Here is a 21,275-nt window from a genome sequence, read left to right as displayed (position 1 = left end):
GGCGACTAGTTGCGTAGTGTGGTAGAATATAGACAACATTCTTAGGAGGCGCAACATGTCCAAATACTTGGTAACAGGCGGAGCCGGCTTTATCGGTTCGAACTTAGTCGATGAATTGGTCAAAGGGGATAACCAAATCACAGTGGTCGACGACTTATCGATGGGGTTGTTAAGCAACTTACCTGATAGTGACAAGGTGACCTTCATCAAACATGACATCACCGATCACGACTTCATGTCGGCACTGCTGATCAATGAAAAATTTGACTACATCGTCTTGCTGGCTGCGATCGCTAGTGTTGCCGATTCAGTTGATCGCCCATATTACACCCATGAGATCAACCAAGAAGCCAACCTCAACATCATTGAAACCATTCGTCGCGAACATTTGCCATTGAAGAAATTGTTCTTTGCAAGCTCGGCGGCGGTTTATGGTGAAAACCCGACCTTACCAAAAGTGGAAACGTTAGCCGTTGATCCTTTGACCCAATACGCGGTGGATAAGTATGCGACGGAGCGGGCGATCATCAACTATTCACGGTTGTACGACTTGCCATTTGTCACGGTGCGCTTCTTTAATGTTTTTGGTCCTAAGCAAAACCCAGCGTCACCATATTCTGGGGTGTTGTCCATTATCATGAACGCTTTGCAAAACGACAAACCCTTCACTTTCTTTGGGGATGGTGGCCAAACCCGTGACTTCGTGTTTGTTGGTGACGTGGTGTCTGCCATCATCGGGTTGTTGCACACCCCAGAAGCCCGCGCAGATGTCTTCAACATCGCCAATGGCCAACAAACCACCTTGCAACAAGTTGCAGACGACTTACAAGCCATCACTGGCAAGAAACTCAACGCGACTTACAAAGACGAACGCCTTGGCGACATTCGCGATTCTTACGCTAATGTGGATAAAATCAATGCCTTTGGTTTCATGACTCACACCCCATTGAAGGACGGCTTGAAGATCTACGCCGATTCCGTGAAATAAGTCACAGTTGTGTTACACTGGAATAGAAGAAAAAAATAGGAAGTGCACATTTTGATCACACTGAAATCACCACGTGAAATTGAAGGCATGGCCAAGTCTGGTGCCATTTTAGCAGGGATGTTAGCCAAACTCGACGACATCATCCGCCCAGGCATCTCCAGTTGGGAAATTGAAAAATTCGCCAATGAATGGATCGAATCTCACGGCGCTGTTGCCGCAGAAAAAGGTTTTGAAGGCTATCGCTACGCCACTTGTGTTGCCATCAACGATGAAGTTGCGCATTCGATCCCTCGCAAAGGCTTGATGCTTAAAGAAGGCGACATTGTGTCAGTCGACACCGTTGTCAACTGGCAAGGCTACATGTCTGATGCTTGTCGCTCATATGCAGTCGGCAAAGTGTCTGACAAACGTCAAAAGCTCCTCGACGACACCAAGAAGGCCTTGTACTTGGGCATCGAACAAGCACAAGTCGGTAACCGGATCGGCGATATCGGCCATGCGATCCAACAATTCACCGAAGTTGAAAACAACTACGGCGACGTTCGCGAATTGATCGGCCATGGCATTCAGCCCACCATGCATGAAAGTCCAAACGTCCCACATTATGGTGAAGCAGGGCATGGCTTACGTTTGAAAGCTGGCATGACCATCACCATTGAACCGATGATCACCACTGGGACTTGGAAGATTGCAGCTAAAGAAGTGCCAAATGAAGACTGGGAATATTACGTCACTGCTGACGGCTCTGACTGCGCGCAATTCGAACACACCATTGTCATCACCAACGACGGTCCTAAGATCTTGACCAGCTACGATAAAGAATTTGACGCCAAGTACTTGCTTGACTAATGTCATTTGCCTCATGATGCTTACAACGGTAAGCGTCATGAGGCTTTTTTGTTTTGGTTTAAAAAAGCTTTCGTAACCGCTTGCAATTTAAATTGTGTGATGCTATATTATCGTCAGGAGAAGTGATCAGCTTAGCGCAGGTTGACCGTACCACTTCATGGCGAGGCGGAAGAGCTTCGTTAAACCGAATGAGACAGACCCGCAGCGCCACAGCGACTTTTACGTTTGGTTGTTGTGCAACGTTGGATCTCTCGTATCAGAGTACCGAAACTGTTGGGCCCCTGTGGGGTTCAAACCAGTGACACCGGGTCGAGTTCCCTATGGCGACATAGGAAGAAAGTGACGCCTGTGTGACGAAAGGCTAATGCATTGCTGATTAGTCCCGAACGTGGTCAAGGTCCAATAAGCCAAGGCGACGCAGATACGCACTTGATGTCATCACGCTAGAACGTAATTGAATGGCATACAGCCAAGGATCCACGAAGCAGAATCTTGTTTCGTGGATTTGTTGTGCATTAAATTAAATTCGTCTGCACCTGGTCAAAAAAAGAGCCCAGACATCTCAGTCTGCGCTCCTTTTGCTTACTTCTGATTGAAACTGATGTCCAAATTGACCACACGATTGGTTAAGTAACCTAACGACAAGAAGTCTGCACCACAACCAGCATAATCATGTATGTTGTTGAGTTCGATGCCACCAGAGACTTCCGTTTTGACACCTGCCGGGATCAGCTGTTGCCAAGCTTTCACGGTTTGAGGCGTTTGATTATCGAACATGATGATATCTGCTTGCGCCATGATGGCTTGTTCAACTTGCGAACGCGATTCACATTCAACTTCGATCATTTTCGTTGGACCATTGACGCGACGTAGCAATTGAATCGCCGCATCCAAATCCCCGATCGCCGCCCAATGATTATCTTTGAGCATTGCCATGTCATCAAGGCCTAAGCGATGATTGACGCCGCCGCCGACGCGCACCGCGTATTTATCAAAGACCCGCAAACCAGGAGCGGTTTTGCGCGTATCAAGAATTTGGATGCGGGGGTCAGCTAAAGTATCGACTGCCAATTTCGTTGCCGTTGCGATTCCGGACAACCGCTGCATTAAATTCAAACTCAGTCGCTCTGCCGCAAGTAGCACTGCCAAATCACCATGCACTTCGGCAATCGGGGTGCCAGCCGCGACGACTTCGCCTTCTTGAACCAGTGCGCGATAGTCGACGTCAGCGTCGAGTATGCGATATAAGAATGCTGGTATTTGTAACCCAGCGATCACGCCGCCAGTTTTCGCCAGATATACACCGGCCCCATGGCGTCCAGTCAATAATGGGGCAGTGAGATCGCCGCGACCGAGATCTTCATTTAAAAATTGTTGTAAAGCAGGGGCGACTTGCTTAAAGCTTAGCGGCATTGTCAGCCACCTGCGATTCTGTGACGTCTTCGATGTTTTCATCTTTGACCCCGAACACTAAGACCAGCAACGCGATGATCAACATCCCGACGAACAAGCCGAAAACGCCATGAATGTCAAAACCGGCATCAAACAACCAACCCACTAAAAATGGTCCCACAGTCGCGCCGATACGACCGATCGATTGCGCAGTACCCATCGCCGTGCCGCGAATAATTTTAGGAAATTGGCCAGGAGTCAAGGCAATCAACGTCCCCCAAGCCCCGAGATCAAAGAAGGAAAGCGCAGCGCCGGCGACTAAGATCATCGCAGTGGAGCTTGCGTTACCAAAGACTAACGCTGCGACAATGGTGCCGATCAAGTAGATCCCCATGATCAACTTGCGACTGACCTTACCCATCAACCATGCGGCTAAGTAATAACCTGGCAATTGGGCGATACTCATCGCCAAGGTGTAGCCTAATGAGTTGACGATCGAAAAGCCGCGCATAGTCAACACACTAGGCAACCATAAGAAGATACCGTAGTAAGTCAACATCACGATAAACCACATCACACTTAACGTGGCCAGTGGCTTGAAGTGAGCAGGCTTCATTAATTCTGCAAATGGGGCATGAGCCGTTTTTTCATGAACTGGTTCTGCAGGCAAATGTTCCCGCAAAATAAAGGCATATAATGCCGCGACTAAAGTAGCGGCAACAGCGATCCGCCAACCAAATGTCGGCATCACCAGGTAAGCGATCAAGCTCGCCACGATCCAACCCCAGGCCCAGAAGCTATCGCCTAACACCAACATTTGCGACCGCTTAACGCCGGTGAAGTGATCCGCCAACATCGTCGCTGCCACTGGGAGTTCACCACCAAGGCCAAAGCCGGTGACCACGCGAATGGCCATGAACCATTCAACGTTTGGGGCAAAGGCTAACGCTAAATTACTAGCAGAAAACAAAATCAATGTGCCCATCAACACATGCTTGCGGCCGAACGCATCGGCTAAGCGACCGCATAATAAGGCGCCAAAGATCATCCCGATGGACGTCATCGCACCGACTAAGCCTAATTGGGTTCCCGTCAGTGACCACTCAGTTTTGAGCAGCGGCATAATAAATGATAGCAAGGCAACATCCATGGCATCAAACAGCCAGGCAGTGCCGACGATCAATAATAAGTGCTTAGGTGTCTTCATCTTTTCCTCCGACCTCGATTTGATTTAATAAATGTATTCGAGGTTGATTATGAGCTTACACCCAAGACCTGACACAGTCAAGATATGGCCGTCAATTCAATTGTAAGGGCACGATAAGACATGAGTCGATCAAGTTGTTGGGCACCGATATTAAATCAATCGTGTAAAAACGAAATGAATATAACTAAATTGATAACAATCTATTGACACTGTGTCAACAAACGGTATACTGAATTTTGTTGACACGGTGTCATTTTACACAAAAGGGGAAAAACCATGGTTTCCACAATGTATCAAAATCTCCCGCAACCAAAGCAAAACCGCGTTGAAGCGGCGCTGCTGAAAGAATTCTCTGACCATTCACTGGCAACGGCGCAAGTTGCTCGGATCGTGAAGGATGCTGGGATCGCGCGCGGCGCGTTTTATCATTATTTTTCTGATTTAGAAGATGCCTATTTGTATTTGTTCGGCCAGGTGATGGCAGTGGTGCATCAGCATGTGCCTCGTTCAGGCGATATGTATCAAGCGACTGCCGATTTTATCACTGGCGTCGTCGATTCGCAGTATCACGACTTGTTGCGGCAACATTATGCGCATAACGCCGCGATGTTACCGAGTCACCAACCAACAACCAACTTGTCATCAGTCGCGTGGGCGCAAATGACGTTATGCCATGAAACCATTCGACTCGCGTTGATCGATCCAGCACATCAAAGTCAGCATTTGGCGAATTTGAAACAGGCATTGGCCAAATTGTCTGACTAATAAAGGGGAAATTTTATGTTTTTGGCGTTAAAAGAAATGCGCAAAGAAAAATTGCGTTACAGCTTGATCATTGCCATGATCGTGTTGATCAGCTATTTAATTTTCATTCTCACCAGCTTGGCATTAGGCCTCGCGCAACAAAACACGGATGCGATCAATTCATGGGGCATGCAAAGTATCATTATGAACAAAGATGCCGACATCAGCTTATCGCAATCGTTGATCCAAAAATCCCAAGCGCCAAAAACCTTGCCAAAGTCGCAAGCTTACATCGCCCAAGCTCCGATCGTGGCCAAAAAGTCCGGCCATGACCAAGTGTCAGGCACTTTTATCGGCCTTGATAACAGTCAATTTGTGGCCAAAAACATCACCTTGACTAGCGGCCACTTGGCAAAGAGCCGTTATCAATTAGTCGTCGATGATGCCTTTAAAGAATCTGGCTACAAGCTCGGCGATACGTTCAAACTCAATGGCAATGACCATGCTTATAAAATCGTCGGCTTCACCCACAATGCGAAAATGAGTGTTGCCCCAGTGGTATACGGACGTTTATCTGCTTGGGCCACTTTGAAAAATGTGCCGACGACCATGATCGCCAGTGCGATCGTCTCCACGAAAACAACGCCGAAAGCCGGCAATTCAGCCTTACATACTTACGACAAAAATGCCTTTGTTCAAAAGTTACCAGGATATTCTGCCCAAAATATGACTTTTGAAATGATGATCGGCTTTTTGATGGTGATTTCGTTGATCGTCATTGCGGTGTTCTTATATATTTTGACCATGCAAAAACAACAAAACTACGCGGTGTTGCGCGCACAAGGCATCCCTGGGTCTGTTTTAGTCAAAAGCACCTTGAGCCAAGCCTTTTTAATGGTGATCTCAGGGCTTGTGATCGGGGTGATCTTAACTGTCGCAACGGCTATGGCGATGCCAAGTGCGGTGCCGATGGCCTTTGACGTTCCCATTTTAGGGGCTGTAGCGTTAGCACTCGTCATCATTGCGATGCTCGGCGCGGTGATCCCAGTGCGCAGTATTTTGAAAGTTGACCCTGTCAGCGTGATCGGAGGCTAATGATGCAAGCATTAAAAATTGAACATGTCGATCAATTCTTCGGCACAGGCGCTAGTCGCGTCCAAGTGTTACATGATGTGAATTTTGAAGCCAAAGCTGGCGAACTGAGCTTGATTTTAGGGCCTTCTGGCAGCGGCAAAAGTACCTTGTTGACGATCGCTGGCGGTTTGCTGACGCCGACAAACGGCAGTGTGCAAGTGGCAGGCGTTGAATTAGGGAAAGCCTCTGCCAAACAAAAAGAACAATTGCGTCTCAATCACTTAGGTTTTGTCTTACAGGCTTACCACTTGTTGCCATTTCTCACCGTAAAAGAACAATTTAAGTTAGTTGACCAAGTGAAAAAAACTGGTAACCTAAGCCAAGCGGCACTGGCCCAATTGTTAGAAGAGCTCGGCTTAACGCCATTTGTTAATGCCTATCCTGGTTCGCTTTCTGGTGGGCAACAACAACGTGTGGCGATCGCGCGGGCGTTGTATCCAGATCCTGCAGTGGTACTTGCTGATGAACCAACAGCAGCGCTTGATTCGACCCGGGTCATGCAAGTTGGTGAACTGTTACAACACTTAGCTCATGATCGTCAAAAAGCCGTGGTGATCGTGACCCATGATGTGCGGTTGCGGCCATTGGCAGATCATGTGTACGACATGGTCGACGGGCGCTTAAGTGAAGCAAAGGCGATCGACTAACTTTTTGTTGGTAATTGATGAGAATCGCCGCGCAACAATTGTCATTTAACTGAAACAATTGTATTATATGGATGACAACTGCATGCGCCTAGGTCAAAAGCTGATCCTATGGTCTCGCAACCGCTTAAAATTCTGCAGTGTTCGTCAAAACTTCACATTCTAGGTCTAGGCTTTAGGTGTGATATAATTACTGCGAATTTTTGTTGCATTGGATTTGCAGTCAAGGAGTGAATCATCCATGAAGAACAAACGTGTCTGGATCGGCAGTGTGGTGGTGATCGCATTATTAGCCTTTGGTGGCTACGCAATGCGTTCGCATCATTACCAAAACCGGTTTCTACCAAAAACCCAAGTGCTTGGCGTAGATGTCGGCAACCAGACAGTGACCCAAGCGAACAAGACGTTGCGAAAGCATTTTACCAATACCTCATTGAAGTTTGTTGATCAAAATCAAACAGTTGCCACGGCTTCTGGCACTGAGTTAGGGTTGAAGCAAAACTTTACCCAAACCTTGACCCAGTTGCTTAAAAAGCAAAACCCTTGGGCCATGTCTGCAACTGTGTTGGCCCAAAGCCAAGATAAAGCGACCTTGACCAATGGCAACACCACTTTAGTCAACACCACTAAGCAAATCACCGCGAAGCTCAACCAAACGCGCAAAGCACCAGTTGATGCCAAAGTGGTTGCCCAAAGTGGCAAATATGTGGTGCAAAAAGAACAAGCTGGTAATCAAATTGACGCAACAAAATTGGCAACAGCAGTGACCAAAGCGGTGTCCACCGACAAAACCAAAGTTGATGTCACCAGCACCTATACCCAACCGAAAGTCACTTCTGATTCCGACAGCTTGAAAAAGGCGGCCACGGAATTATCTAAAATTGCCAGCATCAAAGCGCAAGTGAAGATCACCAACCAGTTGATCACGATCCCAACCGATAAATTACAAAGTTGGTTGAGTTATGATAACGGCGTGCAAGTGGATCTGGCCAAAGTGGAAGCTTATACCGCAGAACTGGCTAACACTTACAACACTTACGGTAAGACGCGCACCTTCAAGTCAACGAAACGTGGTACCGTCACAGTGCCAGCAGGGACTTATGGGTGGACTATTTTACAAACGGCGACAGCCAAGAACTTAGTTGCTGAAATCAAAAAAGGCCAAGACTTCACCAAAGAAGTGTCTTACGAAGGCTCCGGCTACCATAGCGATGGCACTGATATCGGTAGCACTTATGTCGAAGTTGACGTCCAAAACCAACATGAGTACTTCTATCAAAATGGCAAGCTGGTGCTTGACTCTGATGTCGTCACCGGTAAACCTGGCCAAGATACCCCTAAAGGTGTCGATTTCGTTTGGGCCAAAAATCGCGATAAAACCTTAACTGGGAAAAACGACGATGGTTCTAATTACGCGTCGAAGGTATCTTATTGGATGCCGATCGATTACACCGGCGTTGGCTTACATGATGCCCCATGGCAACCGAAATTCGGTGGCGATTGGTACAAACAACACGGCTCTCACGGTTGTGTGAACAACCCAGTCGCCTTTATGGCGAAACTATACGACGCGGTGCCACTGGGGACACCTGTGATCGTCTTTTAACACCAAAGGGCAAGACTATTGAAGTCTTGCTCTTTTTTGTTTGCGCGGAAATTTCTCCTGTTGGCAGTCTGCGGTATACTAAGGCCATTATCAAAATGTTCGGAGGTCAGGTTTTTGGATTATCAAACCAGCGTTTCCTATATTCACCACTTACCCCGGCTTGCTAAAGATGGTAGTTTGAATCGCATCACAGCGTTGCTTGAAGCGATGGGTAACCCGCAACAAGATCAAAACTATATTCATGTCACCGGGACTAACGGCAAAGGATCTGTTGCCAATGCCATCAGCCATATTTTAGAAGCCAGCGGGTTAACCGTGGGGCTGTTTACTTCGCCTTTTATTATGCGGTTCAACGAACGGTTGCGGATCGATCATCATGATATTGAAGATGAGCGTCTTGCGGCCCTGACCACGCATGGGGCACAAGTCTTGCAAGATCTGCAAACCCAGCGTCCTGGGTTTGTGGTAACAGAATTTGAATTTATCACGGCACTGGCACTTGCGTATTTCAAAGCAGAACAAGTGGATGTCGCGGTGATCGAAGTCGGGATCGGTGGACGTGAAGACTCTACAAATGTCATCATGCCCAAAGTTGCGGTGATCACCAGCGTCGGCATGGATCATCAAGCATTGTTAGGCAACACGTTGACTAGTATTGCTGGACATAAAGCCGGGATCATTAAACCAAATGTCCCGGTAGTGACCGGCATTTTACCAGCAGAAGCGCAAGTCGTGATCGCTGATCGCGTGGCGGCGATGCACAGCAAGTGGTTGCAATATGGTGAAGATTTTTCCGCCAAGCACCCAACCATTTTTGACTGGGGGATGCATTTTGACTATGACAGCACGAATGATCGGATGCGGCAGTTGACGATGCCGTTAGTCGGGAGTTATCAACCTGCCAATATGGCAGTGGCGATCACCGCTGCGAAAACTTATGCGCAAGCCGTTGACTGGCCATTGAGCGACCGCGAGATCACCAAAGGCGTCAAAGCCAGCGTTTGGCCTGGTCGGATGGAGAAAATTTCTGATCAACCGTTGATCATTCTCGATGGCGCCCACAATCCTCAAGGTATTCACGGCTTAGTGAAAACCCTTGATCGATTGTTTGGTCAACAACCAGTGACGATCATCGCTGGCGTGTTAAAAGATAAAGCCGTGGAAACGATGATTTCAGCGTTATCAGGTCGCGACCATCGTTTGTGGCTGGTGCCAGTGCCAGATACGCCGCGGGCAACAAAAGTCGGCGATTACCCTGACAACGTCACGCACTTTGACTCGTGGCAACAAGCACTGGCAGCCTACACGCAAGAACATAGTGAAGAACCTTTGATCATCACCGGTTCGTTGTATTTGGTATCAGCAGTTAGACAAGCACTGATAGGTACTGGTAATGATTAAGGCGGTGTGCTTTGACCTGGATGGCACGTTGGTGAACTCTGAGCGGTTGTATGTTCAAGCAAACGTTAAAGCAGCCCAACAATTAGGCTATCGCTTGCAGACAAGTGATTTTTTGCCGCTAGTGGGGATCAGTGATGATGCCTTCCAAACTGCACTCGACTGCCTCATCAAGCCCGCCCAACAAACGCAATTTATTCAATTGACGCAAAAGCTCGTTGATCAACGCATCGCCCAAGCCACCAGTCTTGCGCAACCTGGTGCAAATTTATGCTTGCAGCACTTGAAAGCTCGAGGCGTCACCTTGGCGATCGTGACCACATCCGCCGCTGACTACACCAAGCGAATGCTTCAAAATACAGGATGGTCGAAAATGTTTGCCGTCGTGATCACAGGTGTTGCTGGTGCCGCAAAGCCGGCACCTGATTTATATCTGGAAGCACTGAAACAGCTGCAACTGACGCCGCCGCAAGTGTTAGCCGTCGAGGATAGTCCAGTAGGCGTCCAAGCTGCTGTTGCTGCAGGCATTCAATGTGTTCAAGTGCAAGATCTGGCACCACAAAGCGACCTGGCAGACGCTCAAGTCGAAAATTTAATCGAATTGAAAAAAATGTTTTGCGCCTAAATTGCGTATTTATATAGTGAGGGGGAAATACAATGAAACCTGATCTATATGAACGAATTGTCAAAAACGGTGCCAGTGCGTTAAGTGATGCGGAACTTTATCGTGTCTTGTTGCGTAACGGCAGCAAAGGCACCACAATGGCACAAACCGTTGCTGAACTGCAAGGGCGTTTTCCAGATTTTCGCGGGTTGAATGCCGTGGATGCGGAGTTGTTGATGACCTTTGCCGGCATCGGTTTAAGTAAAGCAGCAGGGTTGTTAGCGGCGATCGAATTTGGTCGGCGGGTGATGGAACAAAGTACCAAACGTTATGGTGAAGTGTTATCAGTTGAAAGCTTAGCTGAAGAGTTGATGCCCCGCCTTGGTGCCAGTCCCCAAGAGCATGTGTTGGCTTTTTTGCTGGACACTCAGTTAAAGTTGATTCAAGAAATGCCGGTCGCAGTGGGTGGATTGACGCAAGCAGACGCCGAGCCGCGAGTGGTGTTCAGTCAAGCATTAAAAGTGCATGCCGCAAGTTTGATTTTAGTGCATAACCATCCCAGTGGACATGTCCTCCCGAGTCAAGCAGATATCGACGTGACGGCGCGGTTTGTCCAAGTCGGCGAGTTGATCGGGGTATCTGTGTTAGATCACGTGATCATTGGGGCACATGATTATTATTCGTTTGCAAGCCACCACCAAGGGTTAAATTTTTTCAAATAATCCCTTAACTGTGCGAATTTGCCGGCTGATCACAGCAGTGGGAATGGAAGTTGTGCTATAATCTGTTAGACCACATTACAGAAACGCGTTGAAGGAGAGAACATCTTGTTTGGATTAGGAGCTAAAAATATCGGGATCGATCTCGGCACTGCTAACACCTTAGTTTATGTCGACGGCAAAGGCATCGTTTTACACGAACCTTCTGTTGTTGCCAAAAACACCCAATCTGGCGAAATTATCGCTGTAGGTGAAGAAGCCCGGGCCATGATCGGCCGCACCCCGGCGAACGTGACCGCGATCCGCCCAATGAAAGACGGCGTGATCGCTGATTACGACACGACCGCTGCGATGCTGAAGTATTTCATGGAAAAAGCCCTCGGTGGCAATGGCGCCCATCCAGAAGTGATGATCTGTGTCCCAAGCGGCGTCACTGAAGTTGAAAAGCGCGCTGTCATCGACGCTGCCAAAGTTGCCGGCGCTAAAGAAGCCTTCGTTATTGAAGAACCTTACGCCGCTGCTATCGGTGCAGGCTTGCCAGTCATGGATCCAACTGGTTCCATGGTAGTTGATATCGGCGGTGGGACCACGGATGTTGCCACGATTTCCTTAGGTGGCATTGTCTCCAGTCGCTCTATTCGCATGGCTGGTGACAAAATGGATGAAGCCGTGATCTCTTATGTTCGCCAACAATATAACTTATTGATCGGTGAACGCACCGCTGAAGATATTAAAATGGAAATCGGTTCAGCCTCGATCGAACGGGCCAAAGAAATCGACGGCATGACCATTCGTGGCCGTGACTTGTTGACTGGCTTGCCAAAGACCGTTGAAGTCACTGCCGTTGACATTGCCAACGCCATTAACGAAGCAGTACTTGCCATCATTGATGCCGTTAAGGAAACTTTAGAAGAAACCAGCCCGGAAATCGCAGCCGATGTCATCGACCACGGTATCGTGTTGACTGGCGGCGGTGCCTTGTTGAAGCACTTGTCTGAAGTGATCTCTGATGCTGCGCAAGTGCCAGTGTTCATCGCCCAAGACCCATTGGACTGTGTTGCCATTGGGACTGGCGAATCGCTGAAAAACATTGAGGTTTTGAAGAAACACTAAGCCGTAGAATGAGAGCGAGTGTGACATGAACAAGTTCTTCTCAAATAAAAAACTGATCGTGGTCATGGTCGCGATTTTGCTGAGTTTGGGCATGATCTCTTTTTCAGTGGCAGTGCGCGATAAGAAAAGTACGCCACCAGTGATCCAGCAAGTCGGCAACGACGTGGTGGGCATTGGCGCGCGGATCGTTTCAGCGCCTGCGCAGTGGGTCAAAGGTGGTTTGGATGATATTTCTGATTTGATGAATGCTTACAGTGAAAATAAATCGCTGAAAGCTCAAATTGAAGACCTCGCCCAAACTAAGGTCCAAAACCAAACCTTACGCACTGAAAATAAAGCCTTGAAAAAGCAACTCAAACTCGATGGCACGTTGACAGATTATGATCAAATCAACGCCTCAGTGATGTTACGCAGTCCTAGCGACTGGCGCAACATGGTTACCATCAACAAAGGCTCTGGCGCTGGCGTCAAGAAAAATATGCCAGTAATGTCAGGGTCTGGGGTGGTTGGCCGCGTTGTTGAAGTCAACAAAACCAATGCCAAAGTTGAGATCCTTTCCACGGATAACAAAGCGGCAGATCATTTTGCCGCGCAAATCACCACAGCAAGCGGTGACACGATCAATGGTGTGATCACTGGCTACCAAGCCAAAACCGGCTATTTGATCTTAGGTCAGCTCAATACTGAAAAAAATATCAAAAAAGGCCAGCAAGTGGTCACCTCAGGGCTTGGTGGTGCCACGCCTAAAGGACTGTTGTTAGGGACTGTCGAAACCATCAAAAAAGATGATTACGGCTTAGCCAACACTGTTTACTTGAAGCCAGCTGCCAACCTTGATGACTTAAGTGTTGTCACAGTGATCGCACGCACGATCGCCAGCAACTAACATGGACCGGGACTGCGACTTGTGCGTCCCGGTTTTTGTGTTTAATGCTGTTCCAGTGATTTGAAATTGGGACTCCAGCTGGCTTGCCGCTACATCGTGAGGGTCCGAATCGGAGCTAACTTGGACGTTTCGCTACGCTCACCGCCAAGTGGATCTCCACCTGCGGCTTTCCGTAAGCGACATGTCGCTTACGAGAAGCTCACGATGTAGCGGCGGCCAGCTTCCGTCCCAACTTCAAATCACTTCCACTGCGCTAGCCTGCAGTCACCTGATGGCTACGACTTGTGATACGGAAGTCAATGTCATGGTTAGTTTGATGAACGACGTCACAGCGTCTACGGGTTGATTTGTATGATTGGTACACCAATCAAGAAAAGCTGTGGGCGGAAATGATTTGGCAGAACGTAGGTGAACTGGACAATTGCCTGTGGTAGTGAAAGAACATCGGCGTGCTTTGCCGATTTCTGCAGACGGCCGCACTGGCAACTGGTCCAAAACGCCTTCGTGTCGCCAAATCGTCGGAGCCCATAGATTTTCGAACCGATTGGTAATCTGTTCGATTTTTAGGAGGAACTATGCAAACGAAGCGTCCTTTTACTGGCCATGGCTGGGTGTTATTGATGCTACTAGTAGCACTACTACTTGACGGCGTCTTAAGCTTAGTGCTCGGCCAGTGGATCATGACCGCACAATTTTCTGGGATCCCAGAGTTGACCTTGATCACGTTGTTGATGATCGTGATCTTTTTGCCAGATGAACAATATATCGTGTGGTATGCAGTGGCCTTTGGCTTGCTGTTTGACATGGTTTATACTGGGATCATTGGGATCAACGCGTTGATTTGGCCATTGATCGTCTACATTGCGATGCAACTGCGGCAGTTTATTCCCAAGTCGCCATTATTTGTCGGCGCGTTAGTGGTGATCGCCGTGACGATTTTTTGTGTCGCTGATAATTTAATGAATGAATTTATCGGCTATGGGACCACGAACTTCTCGACGTTGATCTCAGTGCACATGGGGCCAAGTTTATTGGTAAATTTAGTCGGGTTTGCGATTGTGTATTTGCCTTTGAGCCGATTATTGATAAACTTAAAGAGAAGTTAGTGAACGCCACCGGCTTGCCGGTGGTGTTTTAGTAGCGGGGGAGACCCTATGAGAGGTGAGAGCGTGGATGCAGTGATTCTAAAAGGGCGCAAAGACGGTTTCGAGTTACAATTAACCGATACTGCCGCATGGGATGCCATTTTGACAGACCTTGACGCCTTATTGCAAAAATTAGCCAGCGATGCGCCAGAAGGGAATGTTGAATTCAAGTTGTTATCAGGCAATCGCTTGTTAACTGCTGATCAACAAACCCAGATCCAGCGCCTATTTGATCGCTTTGGACGCTTTGAGATCAAGTCGTTGACCGCCAATGTTGAAGACCCCAGCGCCTTCAAAGCGAAGTTATTGGCGCAAGCAACGCATATCGTTGGTGGGATCGTGCGCTCTGGCCAAAGCTTAGAGTTCCATGGTGACGTGGTGTTTGTCGGTACCTTGCATGTTTCTGGCACGTTAAAAGCGACAGGGAGCATTTTCGTTTTAGGTCACGTGGAAGGGTTACTGATCGCTGGCGCGGCTGGCGATACCAGTGCCGTGATCGCCGGTGACATCAGCCATGCTGGACAAATTCGCATCGCCGACACTGTTGAGATCATTGACAAAAATGATTATTCAGCAGATACCTTGTCATATATCAACGATCTACATATTTTGGAACACGGACACGTCGCCGACTTATCGAAGATGCGGCCGAAACTTTTCCGGAAACTGGAGGACTTGTAATTGGGAACAGCATTAGTTGTCACCTCAGGTAAAGGCGGGGTCGGTAAAACCACCACCAGTGCCAACATCGGTACGGCGCTGGCATTACAAGGCAAGCGCGTGGTGTTATTGGATCTTGATATCGGCTTGCGGAACTTGGATGTCGTGTTAGGTTTATCCAACCGCATTATTTATGATATCGTCGATGTCACCACTGGTCGGGCAAAATTGCATCAAGCGTTGATCAAAGACAAACGTTTTGATGATTTGTTATATGTGTTGCCTGCCGCTCAAAATGCGGAAAAAGATGCTTTAGAACCAGAACAAGTCAAAGACATCGTGGCGCAATTACGTGATGAATTCGACTTTATTATTTTGGATTCACCTGCAGGGATCGAACAAGGCTTCCGTAATGCGGTTGAAGGTGCCGATGGGGCCATCGTGGTCACCACCCCTGAGATTTCAGCGGTTTCTGACGCCGATCGCGTGGTCGGCTTGCTGGAACAACGCGATATGGTGTATCCACCACGTTTGGTGATCAACCGCATTCGCTTAAAAATGATGGATGATGGTCGCGCGATGGACGTTGATGAAATCACCCAACATCTAGGCATCGATTTGCTAGGGATCATTATCGATGATGATGATGTGATCGCCACTTCCAACAAAGGCGATACCGTGGTGATGGATCCTGACAATTTAGCGTCTAAAGGCTATCGCAACATCGCTCGGCGTTTGATGGGAGAATCAGTGCCGTTGATGAAGCTGGAACAAAAGAAAGTCGGCTTTTGGCAACGGTTATTCCACCGCGGCTAAAATCTTTGTGAAAAGTTTTCCGCCAAAAGCTTGACAAAACATTAAAAGTTGATTAATGTTAGTCACATAATAAATCAATGCGTTGAGTGGAACTGGTTTTGCGTGATGACGTTAAGCGAGCTTGGAAAGGTGAAAGCCAAGCCGTCACCGCATGACCTCACATCCACGAGTGCACCGCTGAAATCAGTAGGCGATGCCGGTTGGCTCGTTATCGCCGTGGTTGAAAAACACAATGAGGCTCGTGAAGTGATTCATGGGCGAACATGAGGTGGCACCGCGGCATTCAAGTCGTCCTCAAACAGCTTTGGCTGTTTGAGGACTTTTTTTGTTCCTCGAAAATGTTTTTCAACCACACGAGGTTTGCGTTGTGAAGCGCAAGCGAAGTGAGGTGGCACCACGCGTTCAGCGTCCTCTCGTACGAGTATTCGTATGAGTGGGCGTTTTTTATTTTCGACAAAAAGCCAAGGAGGCAGTGACATGAAATATGTATTAGAAATTTTACCGGCATTATTATCAGGGATGAAATTGACGCTTGGCGTCTTCTTTCTCACATTGATCGGCTCCATTCCATTGGGGATGTTGTTATCCGTAGGGTTGATGAACAAAGCCAAAAACATTCTTGGCAAGTTGATCAATTGGTTCTTAACTGCTTATGTGTGGTTATTCCGTGGGACCCCATTATTGCTACAGTTGATCTTCGTCTTCTACGGTTTACCTTTGATCGGCATCGTGTTTGACCGGTTCAACGCTGCAATTTTTGCTTTCATTTTGAACTACGCCGCTTACTTTGCCGAAATCTTCCGCGGGGGCTTTGGGGCGATCGAAGAAGGTCAGTTCGAAGCCGCAACAGTGTTGAACTTAACCCGTTGGCAAACCTTGCGTTACGTGGTGATCCCACAAGTCTTGAAAATCGTTTTACCATCGATGGGGAATGAAATCATCAACTTGGTCAAAGATTCCAGTTTGGTTTACGTCATTGGCTTAGGCGACTTGCTTCGTGCCGGTAACGTCGCAACTGCGCGTGATGTTACCTTAGTCCCATTAGTCTTAGTTGGGGCGATTTACTTGATCATGACTGCATTGTTAACTTGGGCACAAAAGAAGGTCGAAAAGTCCTTCTCTTATTACCGCTAGGAGGCCGCTTATGTTAGAACTGAAAAATATTGCCAAATCATTTAATAATCAAGCTGTACTGGCGGACATCGATTTGACCATTGAAAATCACAAAACCTTAGCGATCGTTGGGCCTTCAGGTGCTGGTAAAACCACGCTGTTGCGGATCATTGCAGGGCTTTCAGCTGCAGATGCTGGGGAATTCACTTGGCAAGGCAAAGCGACGACCCCGCAACAATTACGCAAAGATGGCGTCATCGGCGTTGTGTTCCAAGGTTTTGAATTATTCCCGAACATGACGGTGCTGAAAAACATCACCTTAGCCCCAACGCTTCAAGGTGTTTCTGTCGAAGAAGCTGACAAACGCGCTCGCGACTTACTCGAACAACTTGATTTACCTGATCAAGCAGATGCTTATCCTTTCTCTTTATCAGGGGGTCAAAAGCAGCGGATCGCCATTGCCCGGGCGTTAGCCTTGAAGCCTGAGATCTTGTTATACGACGAACCCACCAGTGCCTTGGATCCGAACTTACGTCACAGTGTCGCGAACTTGATCAACGCCTTTAAAGCACAAGGCATGACCCAAGTCGTGGTCACTCATGATATGGAATTTGCCCAAGAAGTGGCAGACACGACCTTCACAGTCAAAAAGCTAGGTGGTGAGCGTTAATGAAACGTTGGTTGAAATTTCTCCTGGTTGCCGCAGTGGCGGTGATCGCAGTTGGCGCTAGCGGTTGTGCCAGGCGCACCGCCAGCAACTCCTGGCCGCGGATCAAACAAGATAAGAAAGTCGTCATTGGCTTAGATGATTCTTTCGTGCCAATGGGCTTCCGTGAAAAAAATGGGCAACTCAAAGGTTTTGATATCGATTTAGCCAAAGCTGTGTTTAAACTTTACGGCGTCAAATGTGATTTCCAGCCGATCGAGTGGTCAATGAAGGAAACCGAACTTAAGAATCAAACCATCGATTTGATTTGGAATGGGTATTCTGCCACCCCTGAACGAGCCAAGAAAGTCGCTTTCTCCGATGATTACTTGGTCAACCACCAATTGCTCGTCACCAAAACCAAGTATAACGTCAACTCCTATGCGGATATGAAAGGCAAAACCTTAGGCGTTCAAACTGGTTCAAGTGGTGCCGCTGCTTTAGATGCAAATCCGAAACTATTGAAACAATACATCAAAGGCGATCCAGTGTTGTATGATTCCTTCACCAATGCTTTCTTGGATCTCAACTCTGGTCGCATTCAAGGGATCTTTATGGATGAAGTGTATGCCCGCTATTACGTCGCACACCAACCAGATCCTTCAAGTTATAAGATCATGGAATCTAAAGGGTTTGATTCTGAAGCCTTTGCCGTTGGGATGCGGAAATCTGATACCGAATTACAAGCAAAGATCAACCAAGGTTTCAAAGTCTTAGAGCAAAATGGTACCATGGCCAAACTCAAACAAAAGTGGTTTGGCGCCGATGCCAAGTAAATATGCTACACTTAAAAGCGTAACCGAAAGCGGGGACGCTTTTTTGGTACCCGGTGCTAGTCAAGGCGGGTTTAGCAGATCAGTTAGCCTAGCGCAACGGATTGCGCCTGGGTTTAGGCGTGATTCGTTGTGCGTAGCTAACTGTGTCTGCGTTGCTTTGACTAGCACGACGACGATGAAGAAAAAGGGGGGCTCGGGCATGTGGCTAGTTTGGACGATCGCGATCATTGTGGTGATCAATGCGGCGTTGGCAATGATCACAGTGTTTTATCAACCGCGCGATATTGCTGCAACTTGGGCCTGGCTATTGGTGTTATTGTTGCTACCAGTGATCGGCTTGGCGCTTTATTGGGTCTTCGGCCGCAAACTTTCGAATCAAAAACTGGAAGCTTTAGCCACCCAAAAACGTTTAGGGATCGATGACATGGTCGCTGCGCAACAAGAAGCCATCGCTGTCGGCCAAGACTTGATCGGACAACAAGAACTTGCCGGCGTGCCAGAGCTGGTGCGTAGTTTGTTGAAAAGTGACAACGCACTAGTCACTACCATGAATGATGTCAAATTGTTGTTCACGCAAGCAGCCTACTTAAAAGCAATTTTTGCTGATCTTGAAGCGGCGCAAGATCATATCCATTTAGAAGTTTATGCGTTGGCACCTGATGATATCGGGTTGAAGATCCGTGATCTTTTAGCAAAAAAGGCTCGCACTGGGGTCAAAGTCCGCGTGATGTATGATGCGTTTGGCTCCCATCGCTTGAACCGCAAGTTTTGGGAACCGGTGATGCAAGCAGGTGGCCTTGTCGAAGCATTCTTTGCCACCAAATTAGCGCGGGCAAATCCTCGCATCAATTTCCGCAATCATCGCAAAGCCTTAGTGATCGATGGCAAAGTGGGATATTTAGGCGGCTTTGACCTCGGTCGTAGCAAAAAGCGTTGGCAAATCACCCGTGACCTTGAACTACGAATTGAAGGCCAAGCTGTGGCCGTCATGCAGGCACGCTTTTTCATGGATTGGAACACCACTGCCAAAATTAAAAAAGTCCATTTTCAAGCGGCATACTTTCCACAACCTGATGATCACGGCGACGTGACCATGCAAGTCGTGTCTAGCGGCCCTGAACAAACGCATGAAACGTTGAAACTTGGGTACTTGCGGATGTTTGCGCAAGCCAAAACCAGCATTTTAGTACAATCGCCTTATTTTGTCCCAGATGATAGTTTACTGGATGCCTTGATCATTGCGGCAAACGCTGGCATCGATGTCCAAGTGATGGTACCACGGCACACTAATCAACCGTTAATGGCAGCGGCGAGTCGTTTTTACTTAGATCGTGTGGTCGCCGGTGGTGGCAAAGTCTTCTATTATGAAGCAGGATTTTTACACACCAAAGCAGTGATCATCGATGGGCGGATCTTAGCCACTGGGACGGCCAATATGGATATTCGCAGTTTCAAATTGAATTTTGAACAGGCGGCGGTGATTTATGCCCCAAACTTGGCGCAACAAGTCGTGCGCCAGTATCAAATGGATTTGATCAATGCAACGCCTTACACCATGATGGCGGTGACCAAGCGTTCGCGACACTCGCGGTTGACCTCTGAGTGGGCGAGGTTGTTGGCACCAATTTTGTAAGATATCACCAACGGATTCGATAAGGCTTCAAACTTGGATATATTCATTACGCATGTTATGATAACGCTTGTAGTTGAGAATTGTCCGTCACAAAGGGGAGCCATTGGCTGAGAGTGGGGAGACCCAGACCCTTCGAACCTGTTCGTTAATACGAGCGTAGGGATTGTGAACGTCGCAAGTGCGACCTTCTTTGTGGACGGACACACAAAGGAGGAATTGTGATGCAAAGCACTCACAAACATTTACAAATTGTTTTAGAAGTCGCGATCATTGCTGCATTTGCGATGGCGTTGGAATATATCCCGCATAAAACTGGGATCTCTGGTGTGGAAATGAGTTACGGGTTGATCCCCATCAGCGTGTTAGCTTTGCGCCGCGGCGTGGGTCCAGCAATGGCTGCCGGTTTAACTTGGGGTTTGCTTGACATGTTACTCATCGGTATCGGTGAAGGCAGCGTCTTAAATGTCACCCAAGGCATTATCGAATATCCCATCGCCTTTACCGTTGCTGGCTTAGGTGGCTTGTTCTACAAGCCGTTTCAAAAAGCCCTTGCGGATAACGCTCATGCTAAAGTGTTAGGTTGGACTTGGGCAGCCGTCATCCTAGGCGTTGTGGCCAAATACTTGTGCCATTTTTACGCCGGGATCATTTTCTGGGGGAGTTACGCACCAAAAGGGATGCCAGCATGGATCTACTCGTTGGCTGTTAACGGCGGTTCTGCCATTGCCACTGGTTTGTTAGGTTTGATCGTATTATCTGCATTAGTCACCATGGCCAAGCATTTGTTCTTACCAAAAGCTGCTGGGCGTTTAGCCGCCAATTAAAATCAATCTCTTGAAAGGACAAGCAAAAATTGAAGCTTGTCCTTTTTTAATGCCATCGCTGTTCGGTAATTTCATGTTTGCTGTCGCCTGAAGACTATCCAATAGGTATGCCCCAGCTGGTTATGGCATTTGGTTTAATGAACGGCGAGGCAACCTCTGCGGGTTTGATCTGTAAGCTAACGAGACTAACCAAGAAAAGCTGTGGACGGAGATGATTTGGCAAAACGAAGGTGAATTGGACAATTGCCTGTGGGAGTGAAATCAAGTGAAACGCCGGACTTTGGCGGTTCGCGCTGATTTCACCGGTAAATATTGAAA

General features: G+C 47.9%; 21 protein-coding genes and 1 riboswitch. Of the genes, 19 read left to right on the top strand and 2 right to left on the bottom strand.

Features of this window, described 5'->3' with window-relative positions; translation table 11 throughout:
- Nucleotides 1-55 precede the first annotated feature (55 nt).
- On the top strand, nucleotides 56-988 hold the full coding sequence (locus EKM92_RS01680) for an NAD-dependent epimerase/dehydratase family protein (protein ID WP_125707231.1): 933 nt from the start codon (nucleotides 56-58) through the stop codon (nucleotides 986-988).
- Between the two features lie 51 nt (nucleotides 989-1,039).
- A complete protein-coding gene (gene map, locus EKM92_RS01675; protein ID WP_125707229.1) occupies nucleotides 1,040-1,837 on the top strand; it encodes a type I methionyl aminopeptidase in 798 nt (265 codons plus the stop codon).
- Nucleotides 1,838-2,419: 582 nt separating this feature from the next.
- Here map and nadC read toward each other — a convergent pair.
- Together nadC and EKM92_RS01665 are read right to left on the bottom strand one after the other, a co-directional pair.
- The gene (gene nadC, locus EKM92_RS01670; protein ID WP_125707227.1) at nucleotides 2,420-3,250 is read right to left on the bottom strand and encodes a carboxylating nicotinate-nucleotide diphosphorylase; all 831 of its coding nucleotides are present in this window, start codon (nucleotides 3,248-3,250) and stop codon (nucleotides 2,420-2,422) included.
- The gene (locus EKM92_RS01665) at nucleotides 3,234-4,436 is read right to left on the bottom strand and encodes an MFS transporter (protein WP_125707225.1); all 1,203 of its coding nucleotides are present in this window, start codon (nucleotides 4,434-4,436) and stop codon (nucleotides 3,234-3,236) included. Before EKM92_RS01665 ends, nadC begins: the two co-directional genes overlap by 17 nt.
- 276 nt (nucleotides 4,437-4,712) lie before the next feature.
- Between EKM92_RS01665 and EKM92_RS01660 the strand changes: the two genes are divergently transcribed.
- The 17 genes from EKM92_RS01660 (at nucleotide 4,713) to thiT (ending at nucleotide 20,957) form a co-directional block, all read left to right on the top strand.
- On the top strand, nucleotides 4,713-5,201 hold the full coding sequence (locus tag EKM92_RS01660) for a TetR/AcrR family transcriptional regulator (RefSeq protein ID WP_125707223.1): 489 nt from the start codon (nucleotides 4,713-4,715) through the stop codon (nucleotides 5,199-5,201).
- Nucleotides 5,202-5,216: 15 nt separating this feature from the next.
- A complete protein-coding gene (locus EKM92_RS01655) occupies nucleotides 5,217-6,275 on the top strand; it encodes an ABC transporter permease (RefSeq protein ID WP_125707221.1) in 1,059 nt (352 codons plus the stop codon).
- A gap of 2 nt (nucleotides 6,276-6,277) precedes the next feature.
- Complete coding sequence (locus tag EKM92_RS01650; RefSeq protein ID WP_125707219.1) at nucleotides 6,278-6,961, top strand: ABC transporter ATP-binding protein; 684 nt, start codon at nucleotides 6,278-6,280, stop codon at nucleotides 6,959-6,961.
- 238 nt (nucleotides 6,962-7,199) lie between these two features.
- Complete coding sequence (locus EKM92_RS01645; RefSeq protein WP_125707217.1) at nucleotides 7,200-8,564, top strand: L,D-transpeptidase family protein; 1,365 nt, start codon at nucleotides 7,200-7,202, stop codon at nucleotides 8,562-8,564.
- A 114-nt stretch (nucleotides 8,565-8,678) separates the two neighbouring features.
- Nucleotides 8,679-9,965 (top strand): bifunctional folylpolyglutamate synthase/dihydrofolate synthase, encoded by a 1,287-nt coding sequence (locus tag EKM92_RS01640; protein WP_125707215.1) that lies wholly within the window; start codon nucleotides 8,679-8,681, stop codon nucleotides 9,963-9,965.
- Nucleotides 9,958-10,587: an HAD family hydrolase gene (locus tag EKM92_RS01635; RefSeq protein WP_125707213.1), complete on the top strand. Its 630-nt coding sequence runs from the start codon at nucleotides 9,958-9,960 to the stop codon at nucleotides 10,585-10,587. The genes EKM92_RS01640 and EKM92_RS01635 overlap by 8 nt, the downstream gene beginning before the upstream one ends.
- Before the next feature lie 32 nt (nucleotides 10,588-10,619).
- Nucleotides 10,620-11,288, top strand: a complete 669-nt coding sequence (radC, locus tag EKM92_RS01630; protein WP_125707211.1) for a RadC family protein — start codon at nucleotides 10,620-10,622, stop codon at nucleotides 11,286-11,288.
- 105 nt (nucleotides 11,289-11,393) lie between these two features.
- Nucleotides 11,394-12,398: a rod shape-determining protein gene (locus EKM92_RS01625; RefSeq protein WP_125707209.1), complete on the top strand. Its 1,005-nt coding sequence runs from the start codon at nucleotides 11,394-11,396 to the stop codon at nucleotides 12,396-12,398.
- A gap of 25 nt (nucleotides 12,399-12,423) precedes the next feature.
- Nucleotides 12,424-13,284: a rod shape-determining protein MreC gene (gene mreC / locus EKM92_RS01620; RefSeq protein WP_125707207.1), complete on the top strand. Its 861-nt coding sequence runs from the start codon at nucleotides 12,424-12,426 to the stop codon at nucleotides 13,282-13,284.
- Nucleotides 13,285-13,859: 575 nt separating this feature from the next.
- Complete coding sequence (gene mreD / locus EKM92_RS01615; protein WP_125707205.1) at nucleotides 13,860-14,390, top strand: rod shape-determining protein MreD; 531 nt, start codon at nucleotides 13,860-13,862, stop codon at nucleotides 14,388-14,390.
- A gap of 63 nt (nucleotides 14,391-14,453) precedes the next feature.
- Nucleotides 14,454-15,110 carry a septum site-determining protein MinC gene (locus EKM92_RS01610; protein ID WP_164509857.1) on the top strand — a complete coding sequence of 219 codons (657 nt, stop codon included), beginning with the start codon at nucleotides 14,454-14,456 and terminating at the stop codon, nucleotides 15,108-15,110.
- Nucleotides 15,111-15,905, top strand: a complete 795-nt coding sequence (gene minD / locus EKM92_RS01605; protein WP_125707201.1) for a septum site-determining protein MinD — start codon at nucleotides 15,111-15,113, stop codon at nucleotides 15,903-15,905.
- A gap of 477 nt (nucleotides 15,906-16,382) precedes the next feature.
- Nucleotides 16,383-17,039, top strand: a complete 657-nt coding sequence (locus EKM92_RS01600) for an amino acid ABC transporter permease (protein ID WP_125707199.1) — start codon at nucleotides 16,383-16,385, stop codon at nucleotides 17,037-17,039.
- 10 nt (nucleotides 17,040-17,049) lie between these two features.
- Nucleotides 17,050-17,688, top strand: coding sequence for an amino acid ABC transporter ATP-binding protein (locus EKM92_RS01595; protein ID WP_125707197.1), 639 nt, complete (start codon nucleotides 17,050-17,052; stop codon nucleotides 17,686-17,688).
- Complete coding sequence (locus tag EKM92_RS01590; RefSeq protein WP_125707195.1) at nucleotides 17,688-18,500, top strand: amino acid ABC transporter substrate-binding protein; 813 nt, start codon at nucleotides 17,688-17,690, stop codon at nucleotides 18,498-18,500. The genes EKM92_RS01595 and EKM92_RS01590 overlap by 1 nt, the downstream gene beginning before the upstream one ends.
- Before the next feature lie 199 nt (nucleotides 18,501-18,699).
- Nucleotides 18,700-20,133, top strand: coding sequence for a cardiolipin synthase (gene cls, locus EKM92_RS01585; protein ID WP_125707193.1), 1,434 nt, complete (start codon nucleotides 18,700-18,702; stop codon nucleotides 20,131-20,133).
- 83 nt (nucleotides 20,134-20,216) lie between these two features.
- Nucleotides 20,217-20,313: riboswitch (TPP riboswitch) on the top strand.
- A gap of 41 nt (nucleotides 20,314-20,354) precedes the next feature.
- Nucleotides 20,355-20,957 (top strand): energy-coupled thiamine transporter ThiT, encoded by a 603-nt coding sequence (gene thiT, locus EKM92_RS01580; RefSeq protein ID WP_125707191.1) that lies wholly within the window; start codon nucleotides 20,355-20,357, stop codon nucleotides 20,955-20,957.
- Nucleotides 20,958-21,275: the final 318 nt, after the last annotated feature.

The sequence above is a fragment of the Lacticaseibacillus porcinae genome (assembly GCF_003946305.1).
Taxonomy (GTDB): domain Bacteria; phylum Bacillota; class Bacilli; order Lactobacillales; family Lactobacillaceae; genus Lacticaseibacillus; species Lacticaseibacillus porcinae.
The sequence above is the reverse complement of the archived record's forward strand: the minus strand, read 5'-3'. Positions and strand labels throughout refer to the sequence as shown.

Excerpts from the sequence above, each read along its gene's own strand:
- EKM92_RS01680 (WP_125707231.1), top strand. The coding sequence starts at position 56 with ATGTCCAAATACTTGGTAACAGGCGGAGCCGGCTTTATCGGTTCGAAC.
- nadC (WP_125707227.1), bottom strand. The coding sequence starts at position 3,250 with ATGCCGCTAAGCTTTAAGCAAGTCGCCCCTGCTTTACAACAATTTTTA.
- EKM92_RS01665 (WP_125707225.1), bottom strand. The coding sequence starts at position 4,436 with ATGAAGACACCTAAGCACTTATTATTGATCGTCGGCACTGCCTGGCTG.
- EKM92_RS01660 (WP_125707223.1), top strand. The coding sequence starts at position 4,713 with ATGGTTTCCACAATGTATCAAAATCTCCCGCAACCAAAGCAAAACCGC.
- EKM92_RS01655 (WP_125707221.1), top strand. The coding sequence starts at position 5,217 with ATGTTTTTGGCGTTAAAAGAAATGCGCAAAGAAAAATTGCGTTACAGC.
- EKM92_RS01650 (WP_125707219.1), top strand. The coding sequence starts at position 6,278 with ATGCAAGCATTAAAAATTGAACATGTCGATCAATTCTTCGGCACAGGC.
- EKM92_RS01645 (WP_125707217.1), top strand. The coding sequence starts at position 7,200 with ATGAAGAACAAACGTGTCTGGATCGGCAGTGTGGTGGTGATCGCATTA.
- EKM92_RS01635 (WP_125707213.1), top strand. The coding sequence starts at position 9,958 with ATGATTAAGGCGGTGTGCTTTGACCTGGATGGCACGTTGGTGAACTCT.
- radC (WP_125707211.1), top strand. The coding sequence starts at position 10,620 with ATGAAACCTGATCTATATGAACGAATTGTCAAAAACGGTGCCAGTGCG.
- mreC (WP_125707207.1), top strand. The coding sequence starts at position 12,424 with ATGAACAAGTTCTTCTCAAATAAAAAACTGATCGTGGTCATGGTCGCG.
- mreD (WP_125707205.1), top strand. The coding sequence starts at position 13,860 with ATGCAAACGAAGCGTCCTTTTACTGGCCATGGCTGGGTGTTATTGATG.
- EKM92_RS01600 (WP_125707199.1), top strand. The coding sequence starts at position 16,383 with ATGAAATATGTATTAGAAATTTTACCGGCATTATTATCAGGGATGAAA.
- EKM92_RS01595 (WP_125707197.1), top strand. The coding sequence starts at position 17,050 with ATGTTAGAACTGAAAAATATTGCCAAATCATTTAATAATCAAGCTGTA.
- EKM92_RS01590 (WP_125707195.1), top strand. The coding sequence starts at position 17,688 with ATGAAACGTTGGTTGAAATTTCTCCTGGTTGCCGCAGTGGCGGTGATC.
- cls (WP_125707193.1), top strand. The coding sequence starts at position 18,700 with ATGTGGCTAGTTTGGACGATCGCGATCATTGTGGTGATCAATGCGGCG.
- thiT (WP_125707191.1), top strand. The coding sequence starts at position 20,355 with ATGCAAAGCACTCACAAACATTTACAAATTGTTTTAGAAGTCGCGATC.